Here is a 26,878-nt window from a genome sequence, read left to right as displayed (position 1 = left end):
TATATTGTTTCGGGAGTCTATTTTGTGGTATCTTATATGTATTAGTTGAACGACGGGCTTTTAAGAGTTATCATCTAGATTATGTCGAGTTCAACCGACACTTTTTTATGGTAGAGGAGAGGTATGCTCATGCAAACCGCAAAAGAAACAATGAATCAAATCAACATAGAACAACTAAATAAAGATATCGGTTTATTCTCTCAGGTCCATCCGGTGACAGAGGATATGAACATTACCCATTCTGGTGTGTCCCGTTTGGTCATGTTAGACCGATATGCCTTTAAAGATACTGAGAAAGTTACATTATCAAAAGGTGACTTTGTTGTATTAACCGTTAAGGATGATCCAAAATTTCCGGCTCGGGGTCTTGGCTACATTGTATCGATCGATTGGCAAGAAGCTAAAGCAGAAATTAAAGTAGAGCCTGAGTTCCAAAGTGTCCTTGAGAAACCAGAAGAAGTCGAGAGTGGGATCATAACACGTAAGCTAGATGTTATTGATAAGCCTCTTGAAGTCTTCTATGAACAGATTGCAAAGCGTAATGCAACTGGCCTAGCTGCTGTGGAAACAGAGGAAGCCAAACGACAAGAATCATTTGAACAGTTTTATAATGAGCTTTCTAATCTAAACTTCATTCCGGCAGGACGTGTTCTCTACGGGGCAGGATCTGAAACGGATGTAACGTACTTCAACTGTTACGTAATGCCATTTATTCAGGATTCTCGTGAAGGCATCTCCGATCACCGCAAACAGGTTATGGAGATTATGAGCCGCGGAGGCGGTGTTGGAACGAACGGTTCAACACTACGTCCTCGTAACGCTCTTGCAAGAGGGGTAAACGGAAAGTCCTCAGGCTCTGTTTCCTGGTTGGATGACATTGCGAAACTGACTCACCTTGTTGAGCAGGGTGGCTCAAGACGTGGTGCTCAAATGATAATGTTAGCAGATTGGCACCCTGATATCGTCGAGTTCATCATCTCGAAAATGCAGAATCCACGAATCCTGCGTTTCTTAATCGAGAATGTAGACGATGAAGTCATCAAGCAACAAGCAAAAGCGAAATTGAAATTCACCCCTCTATCAGCAACAGAACGTGACATGTATCAAAGCATTGTTAACTTTACAAACGTCGAAGGAAAAGGCGGCTTTACAGATGCTGCTATTGCAGATGCAGAAGAGAAGTTAGAACTTGGTGGTAATTATGATGTGCACAACTCAGAATTCCTGACAGGTGCTAATATCTCTGTATGTTTAACAAATGATTTCATGGACGCTGTTGAGAACGATGAGATGTACGAGCTCCGCTTCCCAGATGTGGAGAGTTATACAGAAGAAGAAATGAAAGCTTACAATGAAGAATGGCACGAATCTGGTGACGTTCGTGAATGGGCAGATAAAGGGTATAAAGTTCGCACATACCGCCGTATGAAAGCGAAGGACCTATGGAATTTAATCAATATCTGCGCAACCTATTCCGCAGAACCAGGCATTTTCTTTATTGATAACGCCAATGACAAGACCAATGCAACAAGTTATGGACACAAGGTAGTAGCGACGAATCCATGTGGTGAACAACCTCTTGCACCATATTCTGTCTGTAACCTTGCAGCTGTTAACCTTGCTTCTGTGGCAGATAAAGAAGCAAAAGCTGTCGACTTTGAGAAGTTAAGAAAGACGGTTCAAACAGGGGTACGTATGCAAGACAACGTAATTGATGCTACTCCGTACTTCTTAGAAGAGAATAAGAAACAAGCACTAGGTGAGCGTCGTATTGGTCTAGGTGTAATGGGTCTGCACGACTTATTAATCTATACAGAAACGGCCTACGGCTCTGAAGAGGGGAACAAGTTAGTGGATGAGATCTTTGAAACGATCGCTACTACAGCTTACCGTACTTCTATTGAGCTTGCGAAAGAAAAAGGAAGCTTCCCGTTCTTAGAAGGACAAACTGAAGAAGAAACGAAAGAGCTTCGCATGAAGTTCATTAATACAGGATACATGCAAGGTATGCCTGAAGATATTCGCCAGGGTATTTTAGAGTACGGCATTCGTAACTCTCACCTGTTAACCGTAGCCCCAACAGGCTCTACGGGTACAATGGTCGGGGTTTCAACTGGACTTGAGCCATACTTCTCCTTCTCTTACTTCCGAAGTGGACGCCTTGGTAAGTTTATTGAAGTGAAAGCGGAAATCTTAGAAGAGTACCTTCGTCAGCACCCAGAACAAGATCCAAACAATTTACCAGATTGGTTCGTAACAGCAATGGAACTTGAGCCAGAAGCGCATGCTGACGTACAGTGTGTCATTCAGCGCTGGGTCGATAGCTCGATTTCTAAAACCGTTAACGCTCCTAAGGGATACGCTGTCGAGCAGGTTGAGCAAGTATATCAACGTCTATATCGCGGTGGAGCCAAAGGTGGAACGGTTTATGTAGATGGAAGCCGTGACGCGCAGGTTCTTACCCTTAAAGCAGAAGATAACTCATTTGAAGAACAACAAGAACTATTTGAAGATGACCGGAAAGTCGTTTTAATGGACACGGTTCATGAGCTTGATAAGACCGACGTAACCATTGGTTCTGAAGTCGGCAACACTTGTCCGGTTTGCCGTGAAGGTAAAATCCAAGACGCTGGTGGCTGTAACACATGTACAAACTGTGGTGCGCAGCTGAAGTGTGGACTATAAGTAAATGAAACAAAAGCACGTGGGAGGATCAGACTCTCACGTGCTTTTTCTATAGGAATACATTCATTACCAGCAATACCTCACAAGAGTTGGTGATACTAAGGCATAAAGGAGTGAACTGCATGAAACCATTTATGCCTAAACTTGTATATGTAGAGCCAAGAGCGATGGAATACCAGTTAGCTCAGGACCTTTATCAGAAGTTCAAAGATCAGGGAATAGAAATTCGCGAAACCACTTCCCACAACCAGGTTCGGGGAATCCCAGGTGACAATGAACTAAGACAATACGCCAACGCGAAGAATACGTTTGTTTTAGGGGTTCGGAAGACATTGAAATTTGATACTTCAAAACCTTCCGCTGAATACGCCATCCCATTAGCGACAGGATGCATGGGACACTGTCATTATTGTTATCTGCAGACGACCTTAGGTAAGAAACCATACATTAGAACATATGTAAATTTAGATGAGATCTTTGACCAGGCACACCAATACATTCTAGAACGTGACGAGCCAACTCGTTTTGAAGCAGCCTGTACATCCGATATTGTAGGGATCGACCATCTGACCCACTCATTAAAGAAGACGATTGAATTTATGGGAGATCAGAAGAAGGGGCGCCTTCGATTCGTTACGAAATATCACCACGTTGACCATTTATTAGATGCAGAACACAATGGTCACACCCGATTCCGCTTCAGCATAAATGCGGACTATGTCATTAAGAACTTTGAACCTGGGACTTCACCATTAGACAAACGATTAGAAGCGGCCAGGAAAGTTGCAGATGCGGGATATCCCCTTGGGTTCATTGTAGCACCGATTTATTTATACGATGACACGTGGAAAGAAGGCTATCATAAAATGTTTGCTCACCTTCATGAGCAGTTAAAAGGGTCCTCCGTAGATGAGGAAGATCTAACTTTTGAGCTCATTCAGCACCGTTTCACGAAACCGGCTAAACGCGTCATCCTCCAGCGCTATCCAAAGTCTAAGCTTGAAATGGATGAAGAAGAGCGAAAGTACAAATGGGGACGTTACGGCATTGGTAAATACGTTTATCCAACCGAGACACAAGAAGACATTAAGAAGACGATGGAAGCCTACATTAACGAATATTTTCCGAAAAGTAAGATCAGTTATTTCACGTAAGACAATCTTGTCATCGAGAAGAATCTAGTGTATCATTTTTAACAGTAGGCTGAGGCAGAATTGGAGGATTTTTATGCCAACACCAAGTATGGAAGATTATATTGAACAAATATATATGCTAATAGAGGATAAAGGCTATGCACGAGTTTCAGATATCGCTGAAAATCTTCAAGTCCATCCTTCATCTGTTACGAAAATGGTACAAAAGCTAGACCGAGATCAGTATCTGAATTACGAAAAATATAGAGGACTTGTGCTAACCTCTAAAGGGAAAAAAGTTGGCAAGCGACTCGTGTATCGTCACGAATTATTAGAGCAATTCTTACAGATTATAGGCGTGAACAAAGAAAATATATACGAAGATGTAGAGGGAATTGAACACCATATGAGCTGGAATTCCATCGACCGTATCGGTGACCTGGTTCAATTCTTCGAAGAAAACCCTCAATGCATTGAACAATTGCGACTCGTTCAACAACAAAATGAAGAACAAGCGAAAGAAGACTAAACACCTGATGATTCAGGTGTTTTTTTATGCTTTAAGAGCGTCTTTTTAGAGGAGCGGAGTGTAGAAACTGAGTGTGGTGTGTAGAAAGCTGGCTTGGAGTGTATAAATAGGGGGGAGTGGTGTTTAAAGCCGAATAGGAGTGAAGAAAAACTTGAGGTGTATGAAGATACTTATCATAGGAGTGTAGAAACTAGCAATTGAATGTAGAAATGGGGTATGGAGTGTCTAAAGCGGAGTCTGAATGTTCAAAGTCCGCTCGCACTGTAGAAAGCCAGAAGCGATATGAAGAAACAAAGCCAAGAATTGTAGAAACCCGGCTCTTGAACACAGAAACCAGCTCCCAAATGTCTAAAACCAATCAACTAAACTGGATACAAAATGGTTTCTGGTCTAGGACAGGTTTTATATGATTATAGATAATCATAAAGGGGGAAGGAGGGCGTCTTATGAAGATTGATGGCGTGTTCTCAGGGGGCGGGGTTAAAGCCATTGCCTTTATTGGAGCGATAGAAGCTGTCGAGAAAAAAGGCTATCAATTTGAACGAGTTGCGGGCACTTCTGCCGGTGCTATTATGGCGTCGTTTCTCGCGGCCGGGTATAAGAGTGAACAAATCCATCAGTTATTTAAAGAATTACAATTAAAGAAGCTTTTGGATCCTCCGACATTTGGTGATTGGTTTCCGTTCTCAAACTGGCTCTTTCTTTATTTTCGGATGGGTTTATATAAAGGGAAACGATTAGAAGATTGGATTTATGAAGTGCTAGGAAAAAAGGGCATCTATACGTTCCGTGACTTACCGAAGGGATCTTTGAAAGTAATTGCCTCCGATTTAACGCTAGGAAGAATTGTCGTTATTCCTGATGATTTAGAACGGGTTTACGGCATATCACCGAATGAATTTACAGTGGCGAAAGCAGTGCGAATGAGTGCAGGGCTTCCCTACTTTTTTATGCCAGAACCAATGGTTGGAAAAGGCCACCAAAAAAGCCTGATAGTCGATGGGGGTCTTTTGAGTAATTTTCCGATTTGGGTGTTTACCTCTAATTTAGAAAGGCGGATGAGGCCGATCCTTGGGATGAAGCTCAGTAAGGGCAATGATCACATCCCGGCTCGTAAGATTAAAAATGCAATTGAGATGTTTCAAGCATTGTTTGTCACGATGAAACAAGCGCATGATGCGAGGTACATTCATAAAGAGGATGCGGTTGATATTATTTTTATCCCGGTAGAAGACGTGGAGACGACAGATTTTGATTTAAATGAAGGTTCCATTGATAAATTGATTGCCGTTGGAGAGAAACATGCAACTACATTCTTAAGACATTGGAGCGGATAATAAAAAATCGAGCTTCCCTTAGAAGGAAGCTCGATTTTTCTTTTTGCTTTTATTTCCCTCAATGACCCGTAGGTGAGGGATTTCTTTTCTTGGTTTTGGATTCTTACTAGCCATTTTTGATTTAATGGTAGAAGGCTTCATTTTTTTCGCGATGCTAGAAGAGGTCGTCGGTTGTTTGTATTTTCGTTTCGATTGGCGGGCTGCCTTTCGGTATTGTTTCATTTCATTCGAGGTCCCACCGTTCCGTCTTGAGAAAATGAAGTAGACAATTCCAATGATGACTGCTGCAAATAAGACTGTGACGAGAATATCCATTAAAAAGCTAGTTGTATCCGTAAATAATCGAACACCTATGCCAATTAAAGCTAACGCCATAATAAAATAAGTAAGAGGTTTAATAATTTTATGAGCCAACTGGTTTTCCTCCCTTCAGCATTCAATCCCTAATTATGAGATGACCTTACTACCATGTATACCACTTTTAGATGCATTCTTATCATTTTCAAGCACTTTTTTGAAAGAATGAATCGCTACATCCACTTGATCATCCTTTGGTTCCTTTGTTGTGAGAAGCTGTAGCCATAATCCAGGATAGCCGAGCACCTTAAGTCCTGGAATGTTTCGTACTTTATTAGTTAGCTGTAGCACTTCAAAGGAAACCCCGATTACAAATGGTAATAAAATAATACGGTTTGCCATGCGCCACCACATTGGTTCTGTAGCTACAAATGGTAAAAGATAAAACAGAATCCCTACAAATACAGTGAATAATATGAAACTTGATCCACATCGGTAGTGAAGGCGGGATTGACTTTGAACGTTTTCGATAGTTAATTCTTTCCCGTTTTCGTACGCATTAATCACCTTATGCTCAGCCCCGTGATATTCGAATACTCGTTTAATCATTGGAGTGAGGGAGATAAGATAAATATATGCAAGTAGAAAGATAAATTTGAATAACCCTTCTAAGAGCACTTGTCCGGTTTTACCTGGGACAGCAAAGCGGAATAATTCTGCAATAATTGCAGGAGTTAATGTGAAGATTAGTTTACCAAATAAAAATGATAAAACACCGACAGCTCCAACCCCAAGAATCATTGCGAGTTTAGAAGAATCTTCTTCTTTTTTGATGGATTCATCATCTTTTGGGTCAACGTCATATCGTTCACTAGAAAAGTTTAGATGTTTCGTCCCATTCGCGCTTGCCTGTACTAACGCGACAAGACCTCTTAAGAATGGAATTTTCTTTAAACGCTTCTCTATTTTAGATTCTTTCCGTTCTAGCTCAAAATATTCAATGGAATCGTCTTTTCGCCGAATCGCCGTGACGTAACTCGTCTGACCGGCAAACATGACCCCTTCCATTACGGCCTGGCCTCCGTAAACTGGTTTCGTTTGTTCGCTCATTGCCACACCATCCTCTTGATGATTTTCTATTTCCTTCATTTTACTAGAAAATGGCGTTCACCTCTAGTCTTGTTAAATAAAAGCATGGAATTATTCGAAAATGGTCATGCTAAGACCGAGGTGATGGAGATGTCTGAACAAGATCAAAAAGATCAAAAAGATCAACAACAACAAAAACAAGAAGGAAAGCAAAACCCTCAGTTGGAGCAAAACCAAAAAGAAAAACCGATGTCTGTTATAAGTAAAGCATTAGTGACGGGGTTTATTGGTGGTGTTTTATGGAGTTTCATCGGGACAGTAGCGTACTTCTTTAACTTTTCAACTGTTTCTGCAGGTAGCTTCGTAATTCGCTCCTTCGTTCAAAATGAGTGGAGTAGTAGATGGCTGGGAGAGCTTATTGCTATTCTTGCTGTTGGGCTCATCTCACTCTTAATCGCTATTTTGTATTTTGGTCTATTAAAAAACACTAAAGGACTCTGGCCATCTATGGCCTTTGGAGCTGCATTGTGGTTTATTGTATTTTTCTTGTTCCAGCCCGTTTTTTCAGCTGTACCATCTTTAGGGGATTTAGATAGTGATACGATCGTCACAAGTTTATGTTTATTTATTTTATATGGAGCATTTATAGGATATTCCATTTCATACGATTATCAACAAAACAATCAACCCAGCTAAATCGCTCCCAATTGTAGGGGGGTCTGTGTTATCCTAAAAAGTGTCGGAATATTTCCCTTAATTCAAGAGGAAGGGAGATCACTAGATGGACAAAATTCTTTTATTAAATGGACCCAACTTAAATTTATTAGGCACGCGGGAACCAGGTGTTTACGGGAAAGGTACCCTTGGTGACATCGAAACAACCTTACGAACAATGGTTGAAGGGAATGGATGGGCGTTTGATTCCTTCCAATCGAATCATGAAGGGGAATTAATTGATCGTATTCACGAAGCTATAGGACAAGATGTGGGGATTATCTTTAATCCAGGAGCTTATACGCATACAAGTATAGCGCTTCGAGATGCGATTGCAGGAGCAAACCTCCCTGTGATTGAAGTACATATATCAAATGTTCACAAACGGGAGGAGTTTCGCCACACATCTCTCTTGGCACCAGTTTGTTACGGGCAGATCGTAGGGCTTGGTTCATTTGGCTACAAGTTAGCTGCACAAACATTTTTAGAACAATTTTAGGGGGAGGATTTACATGGATACATTGAAGCGTTTAAGAAGCAGTATTGAAGAACAGGGCTTGGACGGCTTTTTAATTACAAGTGAACAGAACCGTCGTTACGTAACTGGATTTACAGGATCAGCCGGAGTCGTGCTTGTAACAGCGAATGAAGCACTGTTTATTACGGATTTCCGTTATACAGAGCAGGCTGCAGAGCAAACAAGTGGATTTGCGATTGTGGAACATAAGGCACCTATTCACGAAGAGGTAGCTCAGCAAGCGAAAGAATTAGGCGTGAAAAAACTAGGATTTGAAAAACAACACGTGACGTATAGTTTATTTGAGCAATATCAATCTGTTCTAGAAGCGGAATTTGTTCCGACAGCAAGCATCGTAGAAAAATTACGCTTGATTAAGACTGAGGATGAGATTAAGATATTAAAGGAAGCAACTAAGATAGCAGATGCAGCATTTGAGCATATCCTGTCCTACATAAAGCCAGGAGTTAAAGAAATCGACGTATCCAATGAATTGGAGTTCTTTATGCGCAAACAAGGCGCGACTTCATCTTCATTTGATATTATTGTAGCCTCCGGTTATCGCTCTGCGCTACCACACGGAGTGGCTTCTGAGAAAGAGATTCAATCTGGTGAATTAGTCACGTTAGACTTTGGTGCTTTATATAAAGGATATTGTTCTGATATTACACGAACAGTTGCTGTTGGTGAGATTAGTGATGAACTGAAAAAGATCTATGACACGGTTTTACAAGCGCAGCTGCGTGGAATGGATGGAATAAAAGCCGGCATTACTGGTAAAGAAGCTGACGACTTGACTCGTGATTATATTAAAGAACAAGGGTATGGACAATACTTCGGCCATTCTACCGGTCACGGAGTTGGACTAGATGTTCATGAAGGACCTAGTTTATCATTCCGAAACGACAAGCAAAAGCTTGAACCTGGAATGGTTGTAACAGTTGAACCAGGCATTTACGTTCCAAATGTAGGTGGCTGTAGAATTGAAGATGATACAGTTGTAACCGAGACAGGTAATGAGCGTTTATCTCACTCTTCAAAAGAGTTAATTACGCTTTAAGCTTATTTAGGGAGGAAATTCAATTATGATTTCAGTTAACGATTTTAAGACAGGTCTTACAGTTGAAGTAGACAATGGGATCTGGCAAGTAATAGACTTCCAACACGTTAAGCCAGGTAAAGGAGCAGCATTCGTACGCTCTAAACTTCGTAACTTACGTACTGGTGCGATTCAAGAGAAAACGTTCCGCGCAGGTGAAAAAGTTCAAAAAGCACACATTGAGAACCGTAAAATGCAATACCTTTACTCTGCAGATAACGTTCATACATTTATGGACACAGACACGTACGACCAAGTCGAACTTCAAACGAAACAGATCGAAAACGAATTGAACTACCTGAAAGAGAACATGGAAATCCAAGTTCGTTTCTATCAAGGTGAAACAATTGGTGTTGAATTACCGAAAAACGTTGACCTTCAGGTTACCGAAACAGAACCTGGTATCAAAGGAGACACGGCAAGCGGTGGTACAAAACCAGCAACGCTTGAAACGGGCCTTAGTGTACAGGTGCCATTCTTCATTAATGAAGGCGACGTCCTTACGATCAGCACAGATGATGGTAAATACGTTTCCCGTTCAAATAACTAAGAATGATTCTAAGCTCTCTGACTCAGTCAGGGAGCTTTTTTACTAGAAAAGTGATCGCTATGTTTAGCATTAGGGACAAAACAAATAACTACTTGCTATTAAACGCCTAAGGTGCAATCCTTAGGCGTTTTTTATGTGGGAAAAAAAGCGTATTTGTTTTAGAGTTTCTACTATTTTTATGCAAAACGCCTCTGTTACTAGAGCGCTCTCTCATTTTTCTATCTTTGGTCATAAATCAGATGGACACGCATAGATTTACAGTAAACAAGTGCAAAGATTGTGAGGGAGAGCTATGAAAGAGATTTTGCGACTTTTCCCGTCCTACATTCAATCAGAACTGCAGCAAATCGGGGAAGACGGCTGGGGACGTCTGCAAGAGATTCGCTTCCGGATCACGAAGCCATTAGAGCTCATCTATGATGATGGAAGCAGACTGATTCCGACGATCATTCCAAGTGAGCAAGACGGAAATTACTTATTAAATCAGCTTGGAGAATACTCGATTTATCGTTTGGAGGACGAGCTGAGAGAGGGATACATTACGATCCCAGGGGGACATAGGGTAGGGTTGGCGGGGAAAGTCAACACGGAAAAAGGGGTAGTGAAGGCCATTCGTCACATTGCTTCCTTTAATATCCGAATCGCAAAAGAAAAAATCGGTGTAGCTCAATCTCTCGTGGAAGAACTTTATGACAAGGAGTATACGAATACCCTTCTCATAGGGCCTCCTCAAACAGGGAAAACCACGCTTCTAAGAGATATGGCAAGAATTATGAGTCAAGGGACGGACCTTATTTCTTCAAAGAAGGTTGGGATCATTGACGAACGCTCAGAAATTGCCGGGAGTATCCACGGGGTCCCCCAACATCATCTTGGTTTAAGAACGGACGTGATGGATGCTTGTCCGAAAGCTGAAGGAATGATGATGATGATTCGTTCAATGTCTCCGGAGATTCTAATTGTTGATGAAATTGGTAGTCAGGCAGATGTAGACGCTCTTCTTGAAGCCTTATACGCAGGGGTAACGGTTATATCGACTGTTCATGGGGATCAATATGAAGCCGTTCAGAAGAGACCTTCACTTACCCCGTTATTTCAACAAGGAGTGTTTGAACGATTCGTCATTCTTGAACGTAAAACAAAGCCAGGTTTTGTTCGAACACTCCTTGATGGAAAAGGTCAGCGGCTTTCACCAAAGAAAAGGGGTGTGTCACATGAAGTGGATCGGAGCGCTTATCCTGCTGTGCGCTACAACGTGGGGAGGGTTTGAATTTGCCAGAAGGCTGACAGAAAGGCCAAAACAAATTCGTCAGCTGAAAAATGCGCTACAAGTACTAGAAGCAGAAATCCTTTATGGGCATTCTCCTGTCATAGAAGCATGTGAGAAAGTGGCCCGTCAAATTCCAGAACCAATGGCTTGGTTTTTCTATGAATTCAGCGATCAACTTAAGGAAAGCAGTGCTTCTCTTTATGACGTTTGGGAACAGCGAATCCAGTCATTCTGGCCTCTTAGTGCATTAGGAGAAGGCGAAAAAGAGATTATGAAGCAATTTGGACAAACTCTCGGCCAACATGATTTCACAGGCCAACAAAAGCATATACGCTTGGCCATATCGCATTTAGAGAGAGAGTTAAAAGAAGCAGAAGAACAGCAACAAAAATATAGCAAGATGGTCAAGAGTCTCGGCTTTTTAACAGGATTACTCATTATATTGTTATTCATGTAAAGGCGAAAGGAGTAAACAACATGATTGGAGAGGCCTATATTCTATTCCAGATTGCTGGAGTGGGGATTGTTGTCGCTATGATTCACACGGTTTTGAAACAGATGGGAAAAGAGGACATTGCCCATTGGGCTACGTTAGTTGGATTTATAATCGTGCTCTTTATTGTAATGGATGGCCTTCAAGATTTGTTCCAGCAAATCAAATCTGTCTTCTTATTCCAAGGTTAAGGGTGATGACATGGAGATTATCCAGATCGTATCCTTTGCCCTCGTAGCAAGTGTGTTGACGATCATTGTAAAAGAACAAAAGTCCTCTATTGCATTTTTTCTGATTCTATTTACAGGTATTATTATCTTTCTTATTCTAATCCGCGAGATTGCACAAGTATTTACGTTGCTTGAATATATCGCTCAAAAAGCCAACGTGAACGGCATGTACGTGGAGACGATTCTTAAGATTATAGGAATTGCTTATGTGGCTGAATTCGGTGCTCAGATTACCAGGGACGCAGGTCTTGGTTCAGTAGCATCTAAGATTGAGTTAGCAGGTAAAGTATTTATTCTGGTCCTTGCTATTCCAATACTAACCGCTGTTATTGAAACTATACTAGGTTTCCTTCCAGCTTAATGGATTCAAGAAGGAGGTGGCTTTGAGCGTTGATGAAAGTGTTCCGGCAGTTAATTGTTGTCCTTTTCCTTGCCCTTTGGATTCTCGTCTTCTTATCAGAGCCTGTCCACGCTCAGTCGCCTCCTGTTGAGGGGACGAGCCCTACACTCGATCCGGTTACGTTCACAGAAATTCAGTCATATTGGAATCAAGTTGTGGACGAATATGGTGGCTACTTGCCAGGCATCCGAAAAGGAAGCTTCGTCGAATTCATGCAGAACAGAGACTCCCTCTCGATCAAAGATTGGGTAACTGGTCTTTTGAAATATTTATTTTATGAATTCCTAATCAACGGAAAGCTTTTAGGAACGTTAATCTTTTTGACGCTATTTTGCATGATTCTTCAGTCCCTTCAAAATGCATTCGAGAATCAGACGGTCAGTAAAGTCGCCTATGCTGTCGTTTACCTGGTACTGATCGTTTTAGCGCTGAACAGTTTTCACCTGGCCGTCTCCTATGCAAAAGGTGCGGTGGAAATGATGAGTAGTTTTATGATCGCGCTTTTACCACTCATGCTTGGGCTTATGGCAACGTTTGGGAATTTATTATCCGTCTCGTTCTTCCATCCAGTTATCGTTTTTTTAATTCATACAAGTGGACTCCTTGTTTCCAATATTGTGCTGCCGCTTTTATTTCTGTCTGCTCTACTCATGATTGTGAGTACAATCAATGAACAATATAAAGTGACGCAACTCGCTCAGTTATTGAGGAATACAAGCTTAGGACTTTTAGGTGCATTTCTAACCATCTTTCTAGGAGTCATTTCAGTGCAAGGAGCTACCTCAGCTATTCAGGACGGGGTCGCTATGAAGACTGCTAAATTTGTTACGGGGAACTTTGTCCCAGTCGTCGGGCGCATGTTCACAGATGCAACCGATACCGTGCTTAGCGCATCTCTATTACTAAAGAATACAGTGGGGATTGTAGGGGTGCTTATCATTCTTGCTCTTGCCTTATTTCCAGCTGTGAAAGTGTTAGCTGTAGCGCTTATTTATAAACTGGCCGCTGCTATCTTACAGCCGATTGGGGGAGGCCCGGTGATTGCTTCGATGGAAACGATAAGCAAGCATATCTTGTTTGTTTTTGCAGCCCTTCTGGTTGTTACGTTTATGTTCTTTCTGGCCATTGTCATCTTAGTGGCAGCCAGTAACTTAACCATGATGGTTCGTTAGGAGGTGGGCAAGTGGCGTTTATAACAGAATGGGTCACACAGATTATTCTTTTCTTACTATTAGCATTAGTGACAGATCTCTTACTCCCTGCATCCTCCTTTCGAAAATACATCAAACTCGTAGTGGGGCTCCTTCTTATTCTTGTCTTTTTACAGCCTGTTTTTAAATTATTCGATGTTGATATGGATCAATTCTTTACACGAGAAATGAACAGGTGGAATGATCAGGCAGAAGTTGAATCTATGAAAAATTCGATTGAAGAGAAGAAAAAAGAAATACAAGCCTCACAACGTGCATATATTTTAGAACAGATGGCTGTCCAGCTAGAAAACGAAGTGAAGGAGGAGCTGATGAATGACCATAACGTAGAGATTCAAAACTTTTCCTTCCAATTTAAAACCGATGCAGAAGTGAATTTAGAGGGGTTAAAGTCACTCAACATTACCCTTGCAGAGACAAATAAGCAAGAAGCAGGGAGTGATGAGGTTGAAGAAATTGTGATTGATCTAAATCAGCAGCCAAAAGATCAAGAAGGTGAGCAATCTCTAGATGCTGTCAGATCGTATTTATCTTCAGCATGGGACATACCTGAGGATCAGCTCATCTTACAGTGGGAAGGAGGGGTTCAATGAAGAAAAATCCGTTAACTAACATCTTTTCATTGCTGAAGCTGAAGTCAGCCGATGGTGGGAAGCCTACTAAACTAGCTTACGTGGTACTTGTTGGTTTGCTAGGGTTACTCATCTTACTAGTTGGTGACTTTTTCACTAACGATGAAGCCAGAAGCGAAGGGATTTCGCCTCCTATCCAAACCGAGAGTGTGCAACCTGCCGAAAAGGAAACGTTTGGTCAGAAGAAGGACGAGGCAGATATGCTGATGTCAGATGTGGAAACTTACTACGAGAAAGAGCTAAAAGGGCTCCTCGAGAAGATTCAAGGTGTTTCAGAGGTAGAAGTAATGGTGAATCTGGAGTCAACAGAAGCAAAGGTCTATGAAAAAAATACAACCGTGAGCAAGCAACACACGACAGAGAATGATAAGAGTGGTGGCGAGCGTAACATTGAAGATTTCACAGAGGATGAACAAATCGTTGTCACAAGACAAGGCGACCAAGAAGTTCCGCTCCTGATCCGGACGGATAAACCATCTGTTCGAGGCGTTGGAGTCGTAGCCAAGGGTGCTGACCATATGAAAGTGAAAGAGTGGATTGTTGAAACAGTTTCACGAACACTTGATGTTCCTACACATCGAATTTCGGTAATGCCGAAAAAATAAGGGAGGAATGAAAGAATGATGTTAAAAAAACAAACGGTTTGGTTGCTAACGATGTTGAGCTTGATGATTGTGCTGAGTGTGTATTATATGACTTCACCACCAGAAGGGGAGCTCGCGTACATGGGGGATGAAGAAAACGCAGACCAACAAACGGCAGGAACACCAAGTGAAGGCGATGCAACAACTCAAGAAGGAGAAGATGGTTCCCTCACATCAAGCCTTTCGTCTGATCAATACTTCTCTTCCATGCAATTAGATATTATGGACAGCCGCTCTAAGAAAATTGAAGAACTAGAAAACATTATGGCTTCTAGTGAAGTTTCTGCTGAAGAAGTGAATGATGCCAAAAATGAGATTGATAAGATTCGAGAACTAAGTACGAAAGAATCGGTCGCTCAACAATCCATCCAAGCAAAAGCAGAATATCCGGATGTATTTGTTCGCGCAGAGGATGATAAAGTATTAGTGAAAGTAAAAGCAAACGAGATGTCTAAACAAGACGTCAGTCAAATTCATCAAATTGTATATGATGAATTCGGACCAGTTCCGGTTGTAGTAGAATACATTCCAAACGAAAAGTAAACAGACAGCTTTCGCACTCTAACGGTGTGCGAAAGCTGTTTTTTTATAGTTATTTTTTTTATTTAGAGAAGAGGAAAAGCCCGTTCTAATCGAGAAAAGAACTAGTAAGCGCTTTCTGGTAGGTTGAAGTTTTACTACTCTTTGTCGTAAAATATTAAGAGGTGTTATTAGTACCAGTTAATAATATGCATTTCAAATATAGAAGGGGTGCGCAGAATATGTTAAAAGTACAAGAAATTCGTGAACTCATTAAATTAATCGATGAATCAACAATCGATGAGTTTACATATGAAAGCAATGGAACAACAGTAACTATGAAGAAAAATACAGGAGAGGTTGTTGAACGCCCGGCCGCTCAACCAGTTGCTGCACAGCAACCAGCCCAGCCTGCGCCACAACCGCAACCGGAACCAACTCAAGCAGCTGAGGAACCTAAGCCAGAACCTCAAACAGAGGCAAAGGCAGATTATGATCATGAGATTGTTTCCCCAATGGTGGGAACTTTTTACGAAGCATCTTCACCAGACGCTGGTCCTTTCGTTAAAACAGGAGACGTTGTAACGAAGGACTCTGTAGTTTGTATTGTGGAAGCCATGAAGCTCTTCAACGAGATTGAAGCTGAAGTTAATGGTAAAATTGTAGAAGTACTCGTAGAAAATGGTCAGCTTGTTGAATATGGTCAGCCATTATTCCGAGTGAAATCCGAATAAGGGGATGGAACTGTGATCAAGAAAATCTTAATCGCGAACCGTGGAGAGATCGCCGTTCGGATTATTCGAGCTTGTAAAGAGATGGACATTGAAACGGTGGCCGTCTATTCTGAAGCGGATAAAGAATCTCTACACGTTCAACTAGCAGATGAAGCGTATTGCATTGGACCAACCATGAGTAGTGAAAGCTACTTGAATTTCACAAATATTATGAGCGTCGCCACATTAACCGAATCAGAAGCCATTCATCCGGGTTACGGATTCTTGTCCGAGAACCCAGATTTCGCTGAAATCTGTGATGAATGCAACATTACATTCATCGGACCAAGCGCTCAGGCTATTCGTAAAATGGGAACAAAAGACGTCGCTCGAGAAACGATGAAAGAAGCGGGTGTACCAGTCGTTCCCGGCTCTGAAGGTTTAATTCGTGATGAAGAACACGGCCTTCAAGTAGCTGAGCAAATCGGTTACCCAGTTATCATTAAAGCAACCGCTGGCGGCGGCGGAAAAGGAATCCGTGTCGCTCGTGACGAAGAAGAACTCAAAAAAGGGATTCGCGTCACGCAAAATGAAGCGGAAAAAGCATTCGGTAATCCTGGTGTCTATTTAGAAAAGTATATTGAAGACTTCCGTCACGTTGAAATTCAAATACTTGCAGACAACCATGGAAATGCCATTCACCTTGGTGAACGGGACTGCTCTGTTCAACGTCGCCTGCAAAAATTAATAGAAGAAACACCATCTCCGGCACTTGGGCCAGACCTACGTGCTGAAATGGGAGAAGCAGCTGTAAAAGCAGCCTTAGCTGTTAATTACTCAGGCGCAGGTACGGTGGAATTCATCTTCGACCAGAACAACAACAGCTTCTACTTCATGGAGATGAACACGCGTATTCAAGTGGAACACCCTGTTACAGAAATGGTGACAGGCGTTGATTTAATCAAAGAAATGATTCATGTGGCCAATAATGAACCTCTTCAATTCTCTCAAGATCAAATTGAATTTGAGGGTCATTCCATTGAATGTCGTATTAACGCGGAGAACCCGTTCAAGAACTTTATGCCATCACCAGGACGAATTGAAATGTATCTTCCTCCAGGTGGCTTCGGTGTCCGTGTAGATTCATCGGCGTATCCAGGCTGGATGATTCCTCCGTATTATGATTCAATGATTGCGAAGTTGATCACTTATGGAAATACACGAGAAGAAGCAATGGATCGTATGAAACGTGCCCTTGATGAGTTCGTTATCGAAGGAGTTCATACAACAATTCCGTTCCACCGTCGCATGATGGAACACGAAGTCTTCCGCGGAGGAGATTTTAATACGAAATTCCTTGAAACCTATACTATAATGGAAGAGGAATAACACAAAGGAGTGACCAAGATGAGTGAAAATCATTTATTAAATGTTGGAGAGGACTCCAGCTTAGGTAAAGTGGAAATTGCTCCAGAGGTTATTGAAGTTATTGCCGGTATCGCTGCATCAGAAGTCGAAGGTGTTGCATCCATGCGCGGTAACTTTGCAAGTGGCGTAGCCGAACGTCTTGGCGGAAAGAAGAATCACGGGAAAGGAATCAAAGTTGAACTGTCAGACGAAGGCATCGTCATTGATATCTACGTCGTCATGGACTTTGGAATCTCCATCCCACAAACAGCCCAGCAGATCCAAGACAGCACGCGCCAAGCCCTTAAAAATATGACCGCCCTAGAAATTAAAGAAATCAACGTTCACATCGTAGGGATCCAAATGGAACCAACAAAAGAGGACGAAGAAGAAGAGATCCCTGGCGTGTAAAGGGAACTTTGAACCACAGAGAAGACGACTTGTCTTCTTTGTGGTTTTTTTGTTTTGTGGGGCGGAGTGTCGAAATCGGGGATGGAGTGAAGAGAGACGGGGCGGAGTGTGGAAAGAGCCTGGGGACTGAAGAAAGCGCCACCCGAGTGTAGAAAGCCGGATCGGAGTGTCCAAACCACCGCCGTACTGCGAAAAGAGTGAGGAGCAGTGAAGAAAGCCCGGCTTGGAGTGTAGAAAGAGCTTTTGGCATGTAGAAAGTGGGATCGGAGTGTAGAAACAGCCTGCGCAGTGAAGAAAGCGCGACCGTACTGTCGAAAGCCGGCCATCAGTGTCCAAACCCCCGCCGGACTGCAGAAAGAGTAAGGAGCAGTGAAGAAAGCCCGGCTCGGAGTGTAGAAAGAGCTGTTGGCATGAAGAAAGCCGGATCGGAGTGTAGAAACAGCCTGCGCAGTGAAGAAAGCGCGACCGTACTGTCGAAAGCCGGCCATCAGTGTCCAAACCCCCGCCGGACTGCAGAAAGAGTAAGGAGCAGTGAAGAAAGCCCGGCTCGGAGTGTAGAAAGAGCTGTTGGCATGAAGAAAGCCGGATCGGAGTGTAGAAACAGCCTGCGCAGTGAAGAAAGCGCGACCGTACTGTCGAAAGCCGGCCATCAGTGTCCAAATCCCCGCCGGACTGCAGAAAAAGTAAGGAGCAGTGAAGAAATCCCGCATCGTAGTGCATAAACCAAAGATGCAATGTCTAAAACGAAACCCAAATGCAGTAACAAAACTAGTTCCGCTAATCAATGCTCGAGCCCCCTCCTAAAACACCGATTACAAATTTTATAAAAAATAAAGGAAACCCGAACATTTAGTCGAATAATGCTGTAATGTAATTTATTTAAGAGCAATGAAAGGAGTTTTACATGATCGTAAAAAAGAGAACCATCCCCTTCATACTTAGACAAGAAGAAGTGTTAGAAAAAAGATTACCTTATCGTCATCCGAAAAAATCTGCCGTAATGAAGAGCATTAGTAAAAGAAGAGCTGGCTATTGGGGAGAGCAAGAACTCGATTATCCTCTAAGTTATCTTGATGATCGCCAGTACCACATCTTTCATGATTTACGGATCGTGGATGGAGATAAAGTATTCCAGATAGATACCCTCCTTGTTACAAATCGCGTCGCCATCATATTAGAAGTGAAGAATATTTCAGGAATTATTCAATTTGATCCTACTTTCAGTCAGTTAATTCGAAAAGGCGAAACACGCGAAGAAAGGCTGCCTAATCCTCTTGTGCAAGTCGGACGTCAGCGCAGGCACCTATCTAAATGGTTTTCCTCACATCACATCGCATTACCGATTAAATACTGCGTTGTCTTCACACACCCTTCCGCTGTTATAAAATCCTCTGAGCTCAACCCTCATCAGCACGCCATCACCCAAGTAGAAAATTTGTTTGATCATATTGTAAATTTGGAATCTCAATTTAATACACCCACCACCCTTCCAGGAAATATGAATCAGATGATCCTTGATGCCCATACCCCTTTATCGCCTACAAATATATTGGATAAGTATTCGATATCTTACGACGAGTTACAAAAAGGAGTCGAGTGTCCAAAGTGTAAAAGCTTCCATATGAATTGGCTAAGGAAGAGGTGGAGGTGCTCAACTTGTCATTACTATTCGCGTGACTCACACAAGCAGGCAATAGTTGATTATTTCTTATTAGGTTTTCCATACATGAATAATGCAATCTTTAGAGACTTTGTGCGACGTGATGACAGCAGGGCGGCTAGTTATTTCCTTAGTAAGATGGACTTTCAAACCTCAGGTCACAAACGATCCCTCCGCTACCATTCTCCTCACCTATAGCCCATACGGATACCCCTCCTGAGATTTGGGTATGCTGTTCCTATAAATCCCCGCGCGCCGACAAGAATGTGATTTGGCTTTTAATCGCTGAGGTTCTATTATTTATAGCATTTCTGATTATTACGTGTTATCATTCTTAACGGAAAGAAACATAAAGGAGAATGAATGATGAATCGTCATACAGCAAGAGAAAAGGCGTTTCAGGCGCTTTTTCAAATGGACATAAATGAAATGGACGCTAATGAAGCGATCGAGAATATTTTAGAGGAAGAAGATGGCCAAGTTCATGATGCGTTTTTGGATCAACTTGTTTTTGGTGTGAAAGAAAACCAGGAAACAATTGATCAGCAGATTTCGAACCATCTTGAGAAATGGTCCTTTAATCGTATTGCATCTGTTGAGAAAACGATTATGCGTATAGCCGTGTATGAAATGAACTATCAAGAAGATATCCCTGAAAAGGTCTCCATTAATGAAGCAATTGAGTTAGCTAAAACATTTGGCGATGACAAATCAGGAAGTTTTGTGAACGGTGTATTGAAGAAAATGATTGATTAATTGTGAGAGGGTGGATTCCATGACTGCAGAAATTATTTATGGACGAGAATTAGCAGAAGATATTCGAGAGCGGATGACTAAAGAGGTTGCTGATCTTAAAGAGATGGGAGTCGTTCCTGGGTTAACAGTCGTAATCGTTGGAAACGATCCCGCTTCTTTATCCTATGTAAGAGGTAAAGACAAAGCCTCCAAAAAAGTTGGTCTGGAATCGAACTTAATCGAGCTTCCTGAACAAGTTTCACAACAAGAATTGTTAGATTTGGTGGATCGCCTGAACCATGATCCTAAAGTACATGGGGTTCTTGTACAACTTCCATTACCAGATCATATCAATGAAGACGAAATCATTGAAGCCATTTCTCCAAGTAAAGACGTTGATGGGTTCCATCCTATAAGCATCGGTCGCATGATGGCTGGGAAGGAAACTTTTTTACCTTGTACACCGTTAGGAATTTTAACAATGTTTAAGGAAAAAGAGATTAGCCTTGAAGGAAAACACGTAGTGGTACTCGGCCGCAGTCGCATTGTCGGAAAGCCGATTGGGCAAATGCTTCTAAATGAAAATGCGACCGTTACATATTGCCATTCCCGCACGAAGAACCTCAAAGAATTTACTCAAAGTGCAGACATTCTAATAGTAGCTGTCGGAAAGCCATCTTTCATTTCCGGAGAAGACATTAAAGATGGTGCTGTTGTCATTGATGTAGGTGTGAACCGTGTTGAAGATGGCAGTTTGACAGGTGACGTTGATTTTGAATCAGCCCTTGAGAAAGCTTCTTATATTACCCCCGTCCCACGTGGTGTAGGACCTATGACGATTACGATGCTTCTTCAAAATACAATCAAAGCAGCCAAGCAGTTCAATCATATCCCTCAAAGGAGTTCTTAACCGTGCAAGATCAATATTTGACGGTGTCCGCCTTAACAAAATACATTAAACGTAAGTTCGAAACAGACCCCCATTTAACTGATATTTGGTTAAAGGGGGAAATTTCTAACTTCAAACATCACAGTCGAGGACACATGTATTTGACGATTAAAGATAACAAATCCAGAGTCAATGCAGTGATGTTTGCGGGGAACAATCGGCGTTTGAAGTTCAAGCCTGAGGATGGGATGAATGTTCTGATTAAGGGTGAAATTGGGGTATATGAGCCTCATGGTCAGTACCAGCTTTATATTCAACATATGGAGCCAGACGGATTAGGCGCTCTTTACCTTGCTTATGAGGAGCTAAAGAAAAAGCTTTCAAAAGAAGGCCTCTTTGAGGATTCTAGAAAGTTGCCTCTTCCGCCTTATCCAGAATCTATTGCTGTCATTACTTCCCCGACCGGTGCTGCAGTGCGCGATATTTTAACTACGATAGAAAGGCGTTATCCTCTTGTAAACGTAACGGTATTCCCTGTTCTCGTTCAAGGGAAAAGCGCCGCTCCATCTATTTCCCAGGCAATCAAACAAGTAAATGAAATCGGTGATTATGATGTCATTATAGCGGGGCGAGGTGGAGGTTCTATTGAAGAACTATGGGCCTTTAATGAAGAAGTAGTAGCAAGAGCCATTGCCGAATCAACGATTCCTATTATATCAGCGGTCGGGCATGAAACAGACTTTACAATTAGTGACTTTGTAGCGGATTACAGAGCCCCAACACCAACAGGTGCGGCTGAAGTAGCGGTACCTTCTCAGGCAGAGGTGTTAGAGCGTGTGAATTCCATGAGAAGTCGTCTTAGTCGAGCCCTACAGGTCCAGCACCGTCAGGGAAGAGATCAACTAACCCGTCTCCAGAAGTCGTATGCGTTTCGATATCCAGAACAACTCATGAGGCAGAAAGAGCAGGACTTAGACCGCTTATCAGAGCGCTTGAAAAAATCCTCTACAATGCTTCAAGAACGTAGAAGACAAGACTTTAACGTCTATATGAACCGTCTTCGGCAACAGCACCCTGAGCGCTCGCTAGACGTAGCGAAACAAACGTTTATTCAATTGACTAAGCGTATGAACCGAGCCATGCAGCAGGAAAAGCGAGCGAAAGATAACCAGTATGTACAAATGTTAAATAAATTATCATTACTAAATCCTCTTGAAATCATGAAAAGAGGATATGCCATTCCTTTTGATCAGGAAGGTAGTGTCGTGAAATCAATCGGTGATGTTCAACCTGGAGATCCTCTGCAGGTTAAAGTGCAAGATGGGGTTTTAGATTGCCAAGTATGGGGAATGGAAAAGGAGGAAGACCATGAGTGAAAAAGAGCAAGCACAACAAGAAGAATTGAGTTTTGAAGAAGCTATGAAGCAGCTTGAGCAGATCGTAGAAAAGTTAGAAGAGGGAGATGTCCCTTTAGAGAAAGCTATTACTTATTATCAGGATGGCATGAAGCTTTCTAAGGTTTGCAACGACAAACTGAATAATGTTGAAAAACAGATGCAACAAATTATGAATGATCAGGGAGAATTTGAGTCTTTCTCAGTGGAGGAGGAAGAATAAGGTGCATATGCTAGGGACCTTTTTGGAGAATAAGCGCTCTAAGTTAAACCAGCAGATGGAGCAACAGATCTATTCTATGCAAATTCCTGAAAAACTGAGAGAGTCCATCCTATACTCCATTGAAGCAGGGGGCAAGCGAATTCGCCCTGTTTTATTATTGGCTGCCAATGAAGCGTTTGGTGGTATGGAAGATCGAGCGCTCGCTCCTGCTTGTGCGGTAGAGATGATTCATACGTATTCTCTTATCCATGATGATCTTCCTGCGATGGACGATGATGACGTGAGAAGAGGAAAGCCTACGAATCATATGCAGTTTGATGAAGCAACAGCTATATTAGCTGGGGACGGATTACTAACGGCAGCCTTTCACGTTATTACAGCTAATGACCATCTGACAGACCGTGAAAAAGTATTCCTAACACGTGAATTATCGAAGGCCAGTGGTGCTGAAGGAATGGTAGCTGGTCAGATGCTTGATATGGAGGCAGAAGAGAAAACACTCTCCCTTGAAGAGCTAGAAGCCATACACCGTCACAAAACCGGTGAATTGCTACGATTCTCAGCTGTAGCAGGCGCCTTTATTGGAGGGGCCAATCCGACACAATTACGCCAAATTGAGACATACGCAAACTATATAGGTTTGTTATTTCAAGTCCAGGATGACATTTTAGATGTTATTGGCGAAGAAGGCGAGATCGGGAAGCCAGTAGGTAGTGATGTAACAAATCATAAAAGTACATATCCTCAATTGTTAGGTCTTGAAGGAGCGATCGAGCACAAACAGAAGTACGCAGAGCGAGCAAGGGCTGCTCTTAAGGAAGCTGGCGTCGATAGTTCCCTTTTAGAGGATCTGATTGATTACATTAGCGATCGAAAGAATTAATTGTCAGTACATGTGGATTGAGGGATTGGAATGAATGTGGTATATTAGAAATACAAACAGGATGGTGCAGTATTCTAGTCGGCCCTCCGTTCCTGAAGGCGGGCCTAAAAATCCGCCAAAGGGCACATCGATGAAGTTCCTTGTGTTGGCTTGAGGCGCCCAGCCTTGGGTCGATGCTGGGAGTTAAGGTTGCGGGGCGATCCACAATGGCATGTGGGCGTTGACCCTGCTTCCGCGGAGGCCCATATTTGTAGGAGGCTGTTCTCAAACGTCTGCTATGAAATGGGGTATGAACCTGTGAGATTGTTTTGGGAAGAACGGTCCACAGCGTAGCCTGCCTTGAGTGGCTCTGAGGGGATTATGGCTTTTGAGCGAAAGATAGATGGCCACTATTCGATCGCTTACCCGACCATATGAAATCAGCGCTGCAAAAGAGGCTAAGGAGCGGCCAAAGGCTGTCGAGGAAATCTCCTAGACTGTTCCATGACACCTGAAAGGGATTATAGTGCGGACTAAGTGGCAATCCAGTCTAGCAATCGGTGACGGTGCTAAGGTGAGTTTAAAGGGGAACCGCCGATGTGGCAACACATGGTACTCGCTTGGGAAAACCTACTGGACCTAAGCCGCAGTTTTTATCTTTTAGGTGACCATCCTGACCTTCATACATATACGTGAATGAACTTAAAATATAGAGGTTAATCCATGAAGACACAACTAAAAAATTCTTTAAAATTTAGCTTGGGGATCGCCGTTATCACGTTTGTGTTAGCGGCTATTTTTACAGTTATCTCCAATTATATATTAGATGATGTGTACTATCTGTTAGGGATCATTATCGTTTTCGTTATTGTATCAATTGGAGTACTCTTCGATATGCTAGGTATAGCGGCAACGGCTGCAGATGAAGTTCCTTTTCATGCTATGGCAGCTGAAAAAGTAAACGGTTCCAAAGAGGCGATTCTTATTGTCAGAAATGCGGACCGTTTCGCGAGCTTCTGTAATGACGTAATCGGAGATATCGCTGGCGTTATAAGTGGAACAGCTGCAACGATGGTTGTTTTGCGCTTAACGTTTATTCTTGGACATTCAGAGGATTCGACTACCAACTTGGTCATCTCAGTGATTTTTACAAGTATAGTAGCAGCGGTAACTGTTGGGGGCAAGGCGCTAGGGAAGTATTTTGCGATTCGCGCGTCAACTGATATCATTTTCTTCGCAGCTCGAATTATTTCACTTGTGGAAAGAAAGTTAAACATTACTATTTTACCGAGGGGTAAAAAATCCTCTAGAAAATCATGATGAAGGCGAGTGATCCCGAATGGATCTTAATACTATCAAGGACCCATCCTTCTTAAAAGAATATTCTAATGAAGATCTCGAAAAGTTTGCGGCTTCTGTCCGTAACTTTCTCATTGAAAAATTATCTGTAACGGGTGGACATTTAGGTGCTAATTTAGGGGTTGTGGAGCTTACTTTGGCTCTACATAAGCTTTATGACAGTCCTAAAGATAAAATATTATTCGATGTGGGACATCAATCCTATATTCATAAAATCTTAACGGGTCGAACAGGCCAATTTGATACATTACGTCAATATCAAGGGTTATGTGGTTTCCCGAAACGATGTGAAAGTGAGCATGATGTTTGGGAAACAGGGCATAGCTCTACATCTCTTTCTGCGGCAATGGGTATGGCCATTGCTCGAGATTTAAAGGGTGAAGACCATTCAATCCTCCCGATTATTGGAGATGGCGCTCTTACGGGTGGTATGGCTCTAGAAGCTTTAAACCATATTGGTGATGAGAAGAAGAACGTTACTGTAATCTTAAATGACAATGAAATGTCGATTGCTCAGAATGTAGGCGCCCTTCATAATGTATTAGGGCGTATGAGAAGTGCTCGTAAATATCACTGGGTCAAAGATGAAATGGAATGGGTGTTAAAGCGTATTCCAGCAGTAGGCGGGAAGCTTGCGAATGCAGCTGAACGATTGAAAGATAGCATGAAATACTTCATGCTACCTGGGATGTTCTTTGAGGAGCTCGGTTTTACGTATTATGGACCTGTAGACGGCCATAACTTTGAAGATTTAATGGAGAACCTACAGTATGCTAAAAAGACTGAAGGACCAGTCCTTGTCCACGTTATGACTCAGAAAGGGAAAGGTTATCATCCTGCTGAGAGTGATCAAAAGGATAAGTGGCATGGAGTAGGACCTTATAAGATTGAATCCGGAGAGAAAATTAAGCCAACGGATGCACCGCCTGCGTGGAGTGAAGTCATTAGTGAGACACTCAGGAAGAAAGCGCGAACGGACAACCGTATTGCTGCCATTACCCCAGCTATGATTCTTGGATCAAAGCTTGAGAAATTCGGAGAAGAATTTCCTGATCGACTATTTGATGTGGGGATAGCAGAACAACATGCGACGACAGTGGCTGCCGGAATCGCAACACAAGGTATGAAGCCGTTCCTTGCCATTTATTCTACCTTTATGCAACGTGGCTATGATCAATTGGTACACGACGTGTGTCGTCAAAATCTAAACGTAACGTTTGGTATTGACCGTGCAGGTTTAGTCGGAGCTGACGGTGAAACGCACCAGGGTGTGTTTGATATCGCCTTTCTACGGCACCTTCCGAATATGACCATTATGATGCCGAAAGATGAGAATGAAGGTCAGCATATGGTTCATACCGCGTTTGAATATGACGATGGTCCGATTGCTGTTCGTTATCCAAGAGGAAATGGACTAGGCGTAGAAATGGATGAGGAGCTTAAGGCGCTTCCGATTGGATCCTGGGAGGTACTTCAAGAAGGTACAGACGCAGCGATTCTTACATTTGGAACCACCATTCCTATGGCTCTTAAGGCGAGCGAAGAACTAAGAAAGCAAGGTATTTCAGTTAAGGTCATTAATGCAAGGTTTATTAAGCCGATGGATGAAGCGATGCTCCATGACTTAATGAAGCGTTCCATGCCTATACTTACAATTGAAGAAGCTGTTTTAAAAGGCGGCTTCGGTAGTGGAGTGTTAGAATTCGCAGAAGAACAACAATACTACAATCAGGTAATCCACCGCATGGGTGTTCCTGATCGCTTTATTGAGCATGGTAGCGTAAAAGAACTTTATCAAGAAATTGGCCTTACATCTGAAAATATCGTTACAAATATAAAAAAAATATTACCAGAACAAAAGCAAAGGGCTTGAAGC

Annotated in this window: 29 protein-coding genes; 27 read left to right on the top strand and 2 right to left on the bottom strand. The window is 42.3% G+C overall.

Features of this window, described 5'->3' with window-relative positions; genetic code table 11:
* Positions 1–129 precede the first annotated feature (129 nt).
* The 4 genes from LQ226_RS07230 to LQ226_RS07215 all read left to right on the top strand — a co-directional run bounded on the left by LQ226_RS07230 (position 130) and on the right by LQ226_RS07215 (position 5,684).
* Entirely contained in the window at positions 130–2,685 is a 2,556-nt protein-coding gene (locus LQ226_RS07230) for a vitamin B12-dependent ribonucleotide reductase (protein ID WP_231417168.1), read from the top strand.
* Positions 2,686–2,807: 122 nt separating this feature from the next.
* Positions 2,808–3,839 carry a spore photoproduct lyase gene (gene splB / locus LQ226_RS07225; protein ID WP_231417167.1) on the top strand — a complete coding sequence of 344 codons (1,032 nt, stop codon included), beginning with the start codon at positions 2,808–2,810 and terminating at the stop codon, positions 3,837–3,839.
* 73 nt (positions 3,840–3,912) lie between these two features.
* Positions 3,913–4,347: a transcriptional regulator MntR gene (mntR, locus tag LQ226_RS07220; protein ID WP_188655315.1), complete on the top strand. Its 435-nt coding sequence runs from the start codon at positions 3,913–3,915 to the stop codon at positions 4,345–4,347.
* Between the two features lie 446 nt (positions 4,348–4,793).
* The gene (locus LQ226_RS07215) at positions 4,794–5,684 is read left to right on the top strand and encodes a patatin-like phospholipase family protein (protein ID WP_231417166.1); all 891 of its coding nucleotides are present in this window, start codon (positions 4,794–4,796) and stop codon (positions 5,682–5,684) included.
* Positions 5,685–5,702: 18 nt separating this feature from the next.
* On the opposite strand, the gene LQ226_RS07210 is transcribed toward LQ226_RS07215, so the two are convergent.
* Positions 5,703–6,098, bottom strand: coding sequence for an SA1362 family protein (locus LQ226_RS07210; RefSeq protein ID WP_231417165.1), 396 nt, complete (start codon positions 6,096–6,098; stop codon positions 5,703–5,705).
* 33 nt (positions 6,099–6,131) lie between these two features.
* A complete protein-coding gene (locus LQ226_RS07205; RefSeq protein WP_231417164.1) occupies positions 6,132–7,091 on the bottom strand; it encodes a DUF1385 domain-containing protein in 960 nt (319 codons plus the stop codon).
* An 84-nt stretch (positions 7,092–7,175) separates the two neighbouring features.
* On the opposite strand from LQ226_RS07205, the gene LQ226_RS07200 reads away from it, so the two are divergent.
* The 23 genes from LQ226_RS07200 to dxs all read left to right on the top strand — a co-directional run bounded on the left by LQ226_RS07200 (position 7,176) and on the right by dxs (position 26,875).
* A complete protein-coding gene (locus LQ226_RS07200) occupies positions 7,176–7,766 on the top strand; it encodes a YqhR family membrane protein (protein ID WP_231417163.1) in 591 nt (196 codons plus the stop codon).
* 85 nt (positions 7,767–7,851) lie between these two features.
* On the top strand, positions 7,852–8,283 hold the full coding sequence (gene aroQ, locus LQ226_RS07195) for a type II 3-dehydroquinate dehydratase (RefSeq protein WP_231417162.1): 432 nt from the start codon (positions 7,852–7,854) through the stop codon (positions 8,281–8,283).
* Between the two features lie 13 nt (positions 8,284–8,296).
* Entirely contained in the window at positions 8,297–9,361 is a 1,065-nt protein-coding gene (locus LQ226_RS07190; RefSeq protein WP_231417161.1) for a M24 family metallopeptidase, read from the top strand.
* A 25-nt stretch (positions 9,362–9,386) separates the two neighbouring features.
* Complete coding sequence (efp, locus tag LQ226_RS07185; protein ID WP_231417160.1) at positions 9,387–9,950, top strand: elongation factor P; 564 nt, start codon at positions 9,387–9,389, stop codon at positions 9,948–9,950.
* Between the two features lie 292 nt (positions 9,951–10,242).
* On the top strand, positions 10,243–11,220 hold the full coding sequence (gene spoIIIAA, locus LQ226_RS07180; protein ID WP_231417159.1) for a stage III sporulation protein AA: 978 nt from the start codon (positions 10,243–10,245) through the stop codon (positions 11,218–11,220).
* Positions 11,165–11,677 (top strand): stage III sporulation protein SpoIIIAB, encoded by a 513-nt coding sequence (gene spoIIIAB, locus LQ226_RS07175; RefSeq protein ID WP_231417158.1) that lies wholly within the window; start codon positions 11,165–11,167, stop codon positions 11,675–11,677. The genes spoIIIAA and spoIIIAB overlap by 56 nt, the downstream gene beginning before the upstream one ends.
* Before the next feature lie 20 nt (positions 11,678–11,697).
* Positions 11,698–11,904 carry a stage III sporulation protein AC gene (gene spoIIIAC / locus LQ226_RS07170; RefSeq protein WP_231417157.1) on the top strand — a complete coding sequence of 69 codons (207 nt, stop codon included), beginning with the start codon at positions 11,698–11,700 and terminating at the stop codon, positions 11,902–11,904.
* A gap of 10 nt (positions 11,905–11,914) precedes the next feature.
* On the top strand, positions 11,915–12,304 hold the full coding sequence (spoIIIAD, locus tag LQ226_RS07165) for a stage III sporulation protein AD (RefSeq protein WP_231417156.1): 390 nt from the start codon (positions 11,915–11,917) through the stop codon (positions 12,302–12,304).
* Between the two features lie 32 nt (positions 12,305–12,336).
* Entirely contained in the window at positions 12,337–13,515 is a 1,179-nt protein-coding gene (gene spoIIIAE / locus LQ226_RS07160) for a stage III sporulation protein AE (protein WP_231417599.1), read from the top strand.
* Positions 13,516–13,526: 11 nt separating this feature from the next.
* Positions 13,527–14,147, top strand: coding sequence for a stage III sporulation protein AF (gene spoIIIAF / locus LQ226_RS07155; protein ID WP_231417155.1), 621 nt, complete (start codon positions 13,527–13,529; stop codon positions 14,145–14,147).
* A complete protein-coding gene (gene spoIIIAG, locus LQ226_RS07150; protein ID WP_231417154.1) occupies positions 14,144–14,791 on the top strand; it encodes a stage III sporulation protein AG in 648 nt (215 codons plus the stop codon). The genes spoIIIAF and spoIIIAG overlap by 4 nt, the downstream gene beginning before the upstream one ends.
* Positions 14,792–14,806: 15 nt before the next feature.
* Positions 14,807–15,373 (top strand): SpoIIIAH-like family protein, encoded by a 567-nt coding sequence (locus tag LQ226_RS07145; protein WP_231417153.1) that lies wholly within the window; start codon positions 14,807–14,809, stop codon positions 15,371–15,373.
* 218 nt (positions 15,374–15,591) lie between these two features.
* Positions 15,592–16,083, top strand: coding sequence for an acetyl-CoA carboxylase biotin carboxyl carrier protein (accB, locus tag LQ226_RS07140; RefSeq protein WP_231417152.1), 492 nt, complete (start codon positions 15,592–15,594; stop codon positions 16,081–16,083).
* 12 nt (positions 16,084–16,095) lie between these two features.
* Positions 16,096–17,451: an acetyl-CoA carboxylase biotin carboxylase subunit gene (accC, locus tag LQ226_RS07135; RefSeq protein WP_231417151.1), complete on the top strand. Its 1,356-nt coding sequence runs from the start codon at positions 16,096–16,098 to the stop codon at positions 17,449–17,451.
* Between the two features lie 18 nt (positions 17,452–17,469).
* Entirely contained in the window at positions 17,470–17,880 is a 411-nt protein-coding gene (locus tag LQ226_RS07130) for an Asp23/Gls24 family envelope stress response protein (RefSeq protein ID WP_231417150.1), read from the top strand.
* 904 nt (positions 17,881–18,784) lie between these two features.
* Positions 18,785–19,738, top strand: a complete 954-nt coding sequence (locus tag LQ226_RS07125) for a nuclease-related domain-containing protein (RefSeq protein WP_231417149.1) — start codon at positions 18,785–18,787, stop codon at positions 19,736–19,738.
* Between the two features lie 168 nt (positions 19,739–19,906).
* Positions 19,907–20,296 carry a transcription antitermination factor NusB gene (nusB, locus tag LQ226_RS07120; protein ID WP_231417598.1) on the top strand — a complete coding sequence of 130 codons (390 nt, stop codon included), beginning with the start codon at positions 19,907–19,909 and terminating at the stop codon, positions 20,294–20,296.
* Between the two features lie 19 nt (positions 20,297–20,315).
* Positions 20,316–21,185: a bifunctional methylenetetrahydrofolate dehydrogenase/methenyltetrahydrofolate cyclohydrolase FolD gene (gene folD, locus LQ226_RS07115; protein ID WP_231417148.1), complete on the top strand. Its 870-nt coding sequence runs from the start codon at positions 20,316–20,318 to the stop codon at positions 21,183–21,185.
* Between the two features lie 2 nt (positions 21,186–21,187).
* Positions 21,188–22,540 carry an exodeoxyribonuclease VII large subunit gene (xseA, locus tag LQ226_RS07110; protein WP_231417147.1) on the top strand — a complete coding sequence of 451 codons (1,353 nt, stop codon included), beginning with the start codon at positions 21,188–21,190 and terminating at the stop codon, positions 22,538–22,540.
* Positions 22,533–22,781 (top strand): exodeoxyribonuclease VII small subunit, encoded by a 249-nt coding sequence (locus LQ226_RS07105; RefSeq protein ID WP_231417146.1) that lies wholly within the window; start codon positions 22,533–22,535, stop codon positions 22,779–22,781. The genes xseA and LQ226_RS07105 overlap by 8 nt, the downstream gene beginning before the upstream one ends.
* Before the next feature lie 7 nt (positions 22,782–22,788).
* Positions 22,789–23,664 carry a polyprenyl synthetase family protein gene (locus tag LQ226_RS07100; RefSeq protein WP_231417597.1) on the top strand — a complete coding sequence of 292 codons (876 nt, stop codon included), beginning with the start codon at positions 22,789–22,791 and terminating at the stop codon, positions 23,662–23,664.
* Positions 23,665–24,366: 702 nt separating this feature from the next.
* The gene (locus LQ226_RS07095; protein WP_231417145.1) at positions 24,367–24,963 is read left to right on the top strand and encodes a hypothetical protein; all 597 of its coding nucleotides are present in this window, start codon (positions 24,367–24,369) and stop codon (positions 24,961–24,963) included.
* A 19-nt stretch (positions 24,964–24,982) separates the two neighbouring features.
* The gene (gene dxs / locus LQ226_RS07090) at positions 24,983–26,875 is read left to right on the top strand and encodes a 1-deoxy-D-xylulose-5-phosphate synthase (RefSeq protein WP_231417144.1); all 1,893 of its coding nucleotides are present in this window, start codon (positions 24,983–24,985) and stop codon (positions 26,873–26,875) included.
* Positions 26,876–26,878 lie beyond the last annotated feature (3 nt).

It is taken from the genome of Pontibacillus sp. HN14 (assembly GCF_021129245.1).
GTDB lineage: Bacteria > Bacillota > Bacilli > Bacillales > BH030062 > Pontibacillus.
Note: the sequence above shows the minus strand (reverse complement) of the source record. Positions and strands in the feature narration are given on the sequence as shown.

Bases quoted from the DNA above. Each gene is read 5' to 3' on its own strand.
- accB (WP_231417152.1), top strand. From the start codon at position 15,592: ATGTTAAAAGTACAAGAAATTCGTGAACTCATTAAATTAATCGATGAA.
- LQ226_RS07205 (WP_231417164.1), bottom strand. From the start codon at position 7,091: ATGAGCGAACAAACGAAACCAGTTTACGGAGGCCAGGCCGTAATGGAA.
- spoIIIAC (WP_231417157.1), top strand. From the start codon at position 11,698: ATGATTGGAGAGGCCTATATTCTATTCCAGATTGCTGGAGTGGGGATT.
- spoIIIAA (WP_231417159.1), top strand. From the start codon at position 10,243: ATGAAAGAGATTTTGCGACTTTTCCCGTCCTACATTCAATCAGAACTG.
- LQ226_RS07125 (WP_231417149.1), top strand. From the start codon at position 18,785: ATGATCGTAAAAAAGAGAACCATCCCCTTCATACTTAGACAAGAAGAA.
- LQ226_RS07215 (WP_231417166.1), top strand. From the start codon at position 4,794: ATGAAGATTGATGGCGTGTTCTCAGGGGGCGGGGTTAAAGCCATTGCC.
- LQ226_RS07200 (WP_231417163.1), top strand. From the start codon at position 7,176: ATGGAATTATTCGAAAATGGTCATGCTAAGACCGAGGTGATGGAGATG.
- nusB (WP_231417598.1), top strand. From the start codon at position 19,907: ATGAATCGTCATACAGCAAGAGAAAAGGCGTTTCAGGCGCTTTTTCAA.
- spoIIIAG (WP_231417154.1), top strand. From the start codon at position 14,144: ATGAAGAAAAATCCGTTAACTAACATCTTTTCATTGCTGAAGCTGAAG.
- LQ226_RS07190 (WP_231417161.1), top strand. From the start codon at position 8,297: ATGGATACATTGAAGCGTTTAAGAAGCAGTATTGAAGAACAGGGCTTG.
- spoIIIAB (WP_231417158.1), top strand. From the start codon at position 11,165: ATGAAGTGGATCGGAGCGCTTATCCTGCTGTGCGCTACAACGTGGGGA.
- LQ226_RS07105 (WP_231417146.1), top strand. From the start codon at position 22,533: ATGAGTGAAAAAGAGCAAGCACAACAAGAAGAATTGAGTTTTGAAGAA.
- dxs (WP_231417144.1), top strand. From the start codon at position 24,983: ATGGATCTTAATACTATCAAGGACCCATCCTTCTTAAAAGAATATTCT.
- spoIIIAD (WP_231417156.1), top strand. From the start codon at position 11,915: ATGGAGATTATCCAGATCGTATCCTTTGCCCTCGTAGCAAGTGTGTTG.
- folD (WP_231417148.1), top strand. From the start codon at position 20,316: ATGACTGCAGAAATTATTTATGGACGAGAATTAGCAGAAGATATTCGA.
- LQ226_RS07230 (WP_231417168.1), top strand. From the start codon at position 130: ATGCAAACCGCAAAAGAAACAATGAATCAAATCAACATAGAACAACTA.
- efp (WP_231417160.1), top strand. From the start codon at position 9,387: ATGATTTCAGTTAACGATTTTAAGACAGGTCTTACAGTTGAAGTAGAC.
- LQ226_RS07145 (WP_231417153.1), top strand. From the start codon at position 14,807: ATGATGTTAAAAAAACAAACGGTTTGGTTGCTAACGATGTTGAGCTTG.
- LQ226_RS07100 (WP_231417597.1), top strand. From the start codon at position 22,789: ATGCTAGGGACCTTTTTGGAGAATAAGCGCTCTAAGTTAAACCAGCAG.
- spoIIIAE (WP_231417599.1), top strand. From the start codon at position 12,337: ATGAAAGTGTTCCGGCAGTTAATTGTTGTCCTTTTCCTTGCCCTTTGG.
- splB (WP_231417167.1), top strand. From the start codon at position 2,808: ATGAAACCATTTATGCCTAAACTTGTATATGTAGAGCCAAGAGCGATG.
- aroQ (WP_231417162.1), top strand. From the start codon at position 7,852: ATGGACAAAATTCTTTTATTAAATGGACCCAACTTAAATTTATTAGGC.
- mntR (WP_188655315.1), top strand. From the start codon at position 3,913: ATGCCAACACCAAGTATGGAAGATTATATTGAACAAATATATATGCTA.
- LQ226_RS07130 (WP_231417150.1), top strand. From the start codon at position 17,470: ATGAGTGAAAATCATTTATTAAATGTTGGAGAGGACTCCAGCTTAGGT.
- LQ226_RS07095 (WP_231417145.1), top strand. From the start codon at position 24,367: ATGAAGACACAACTAAAAAATTCTTTAAAATTTAGCTTGGGGATCGCC.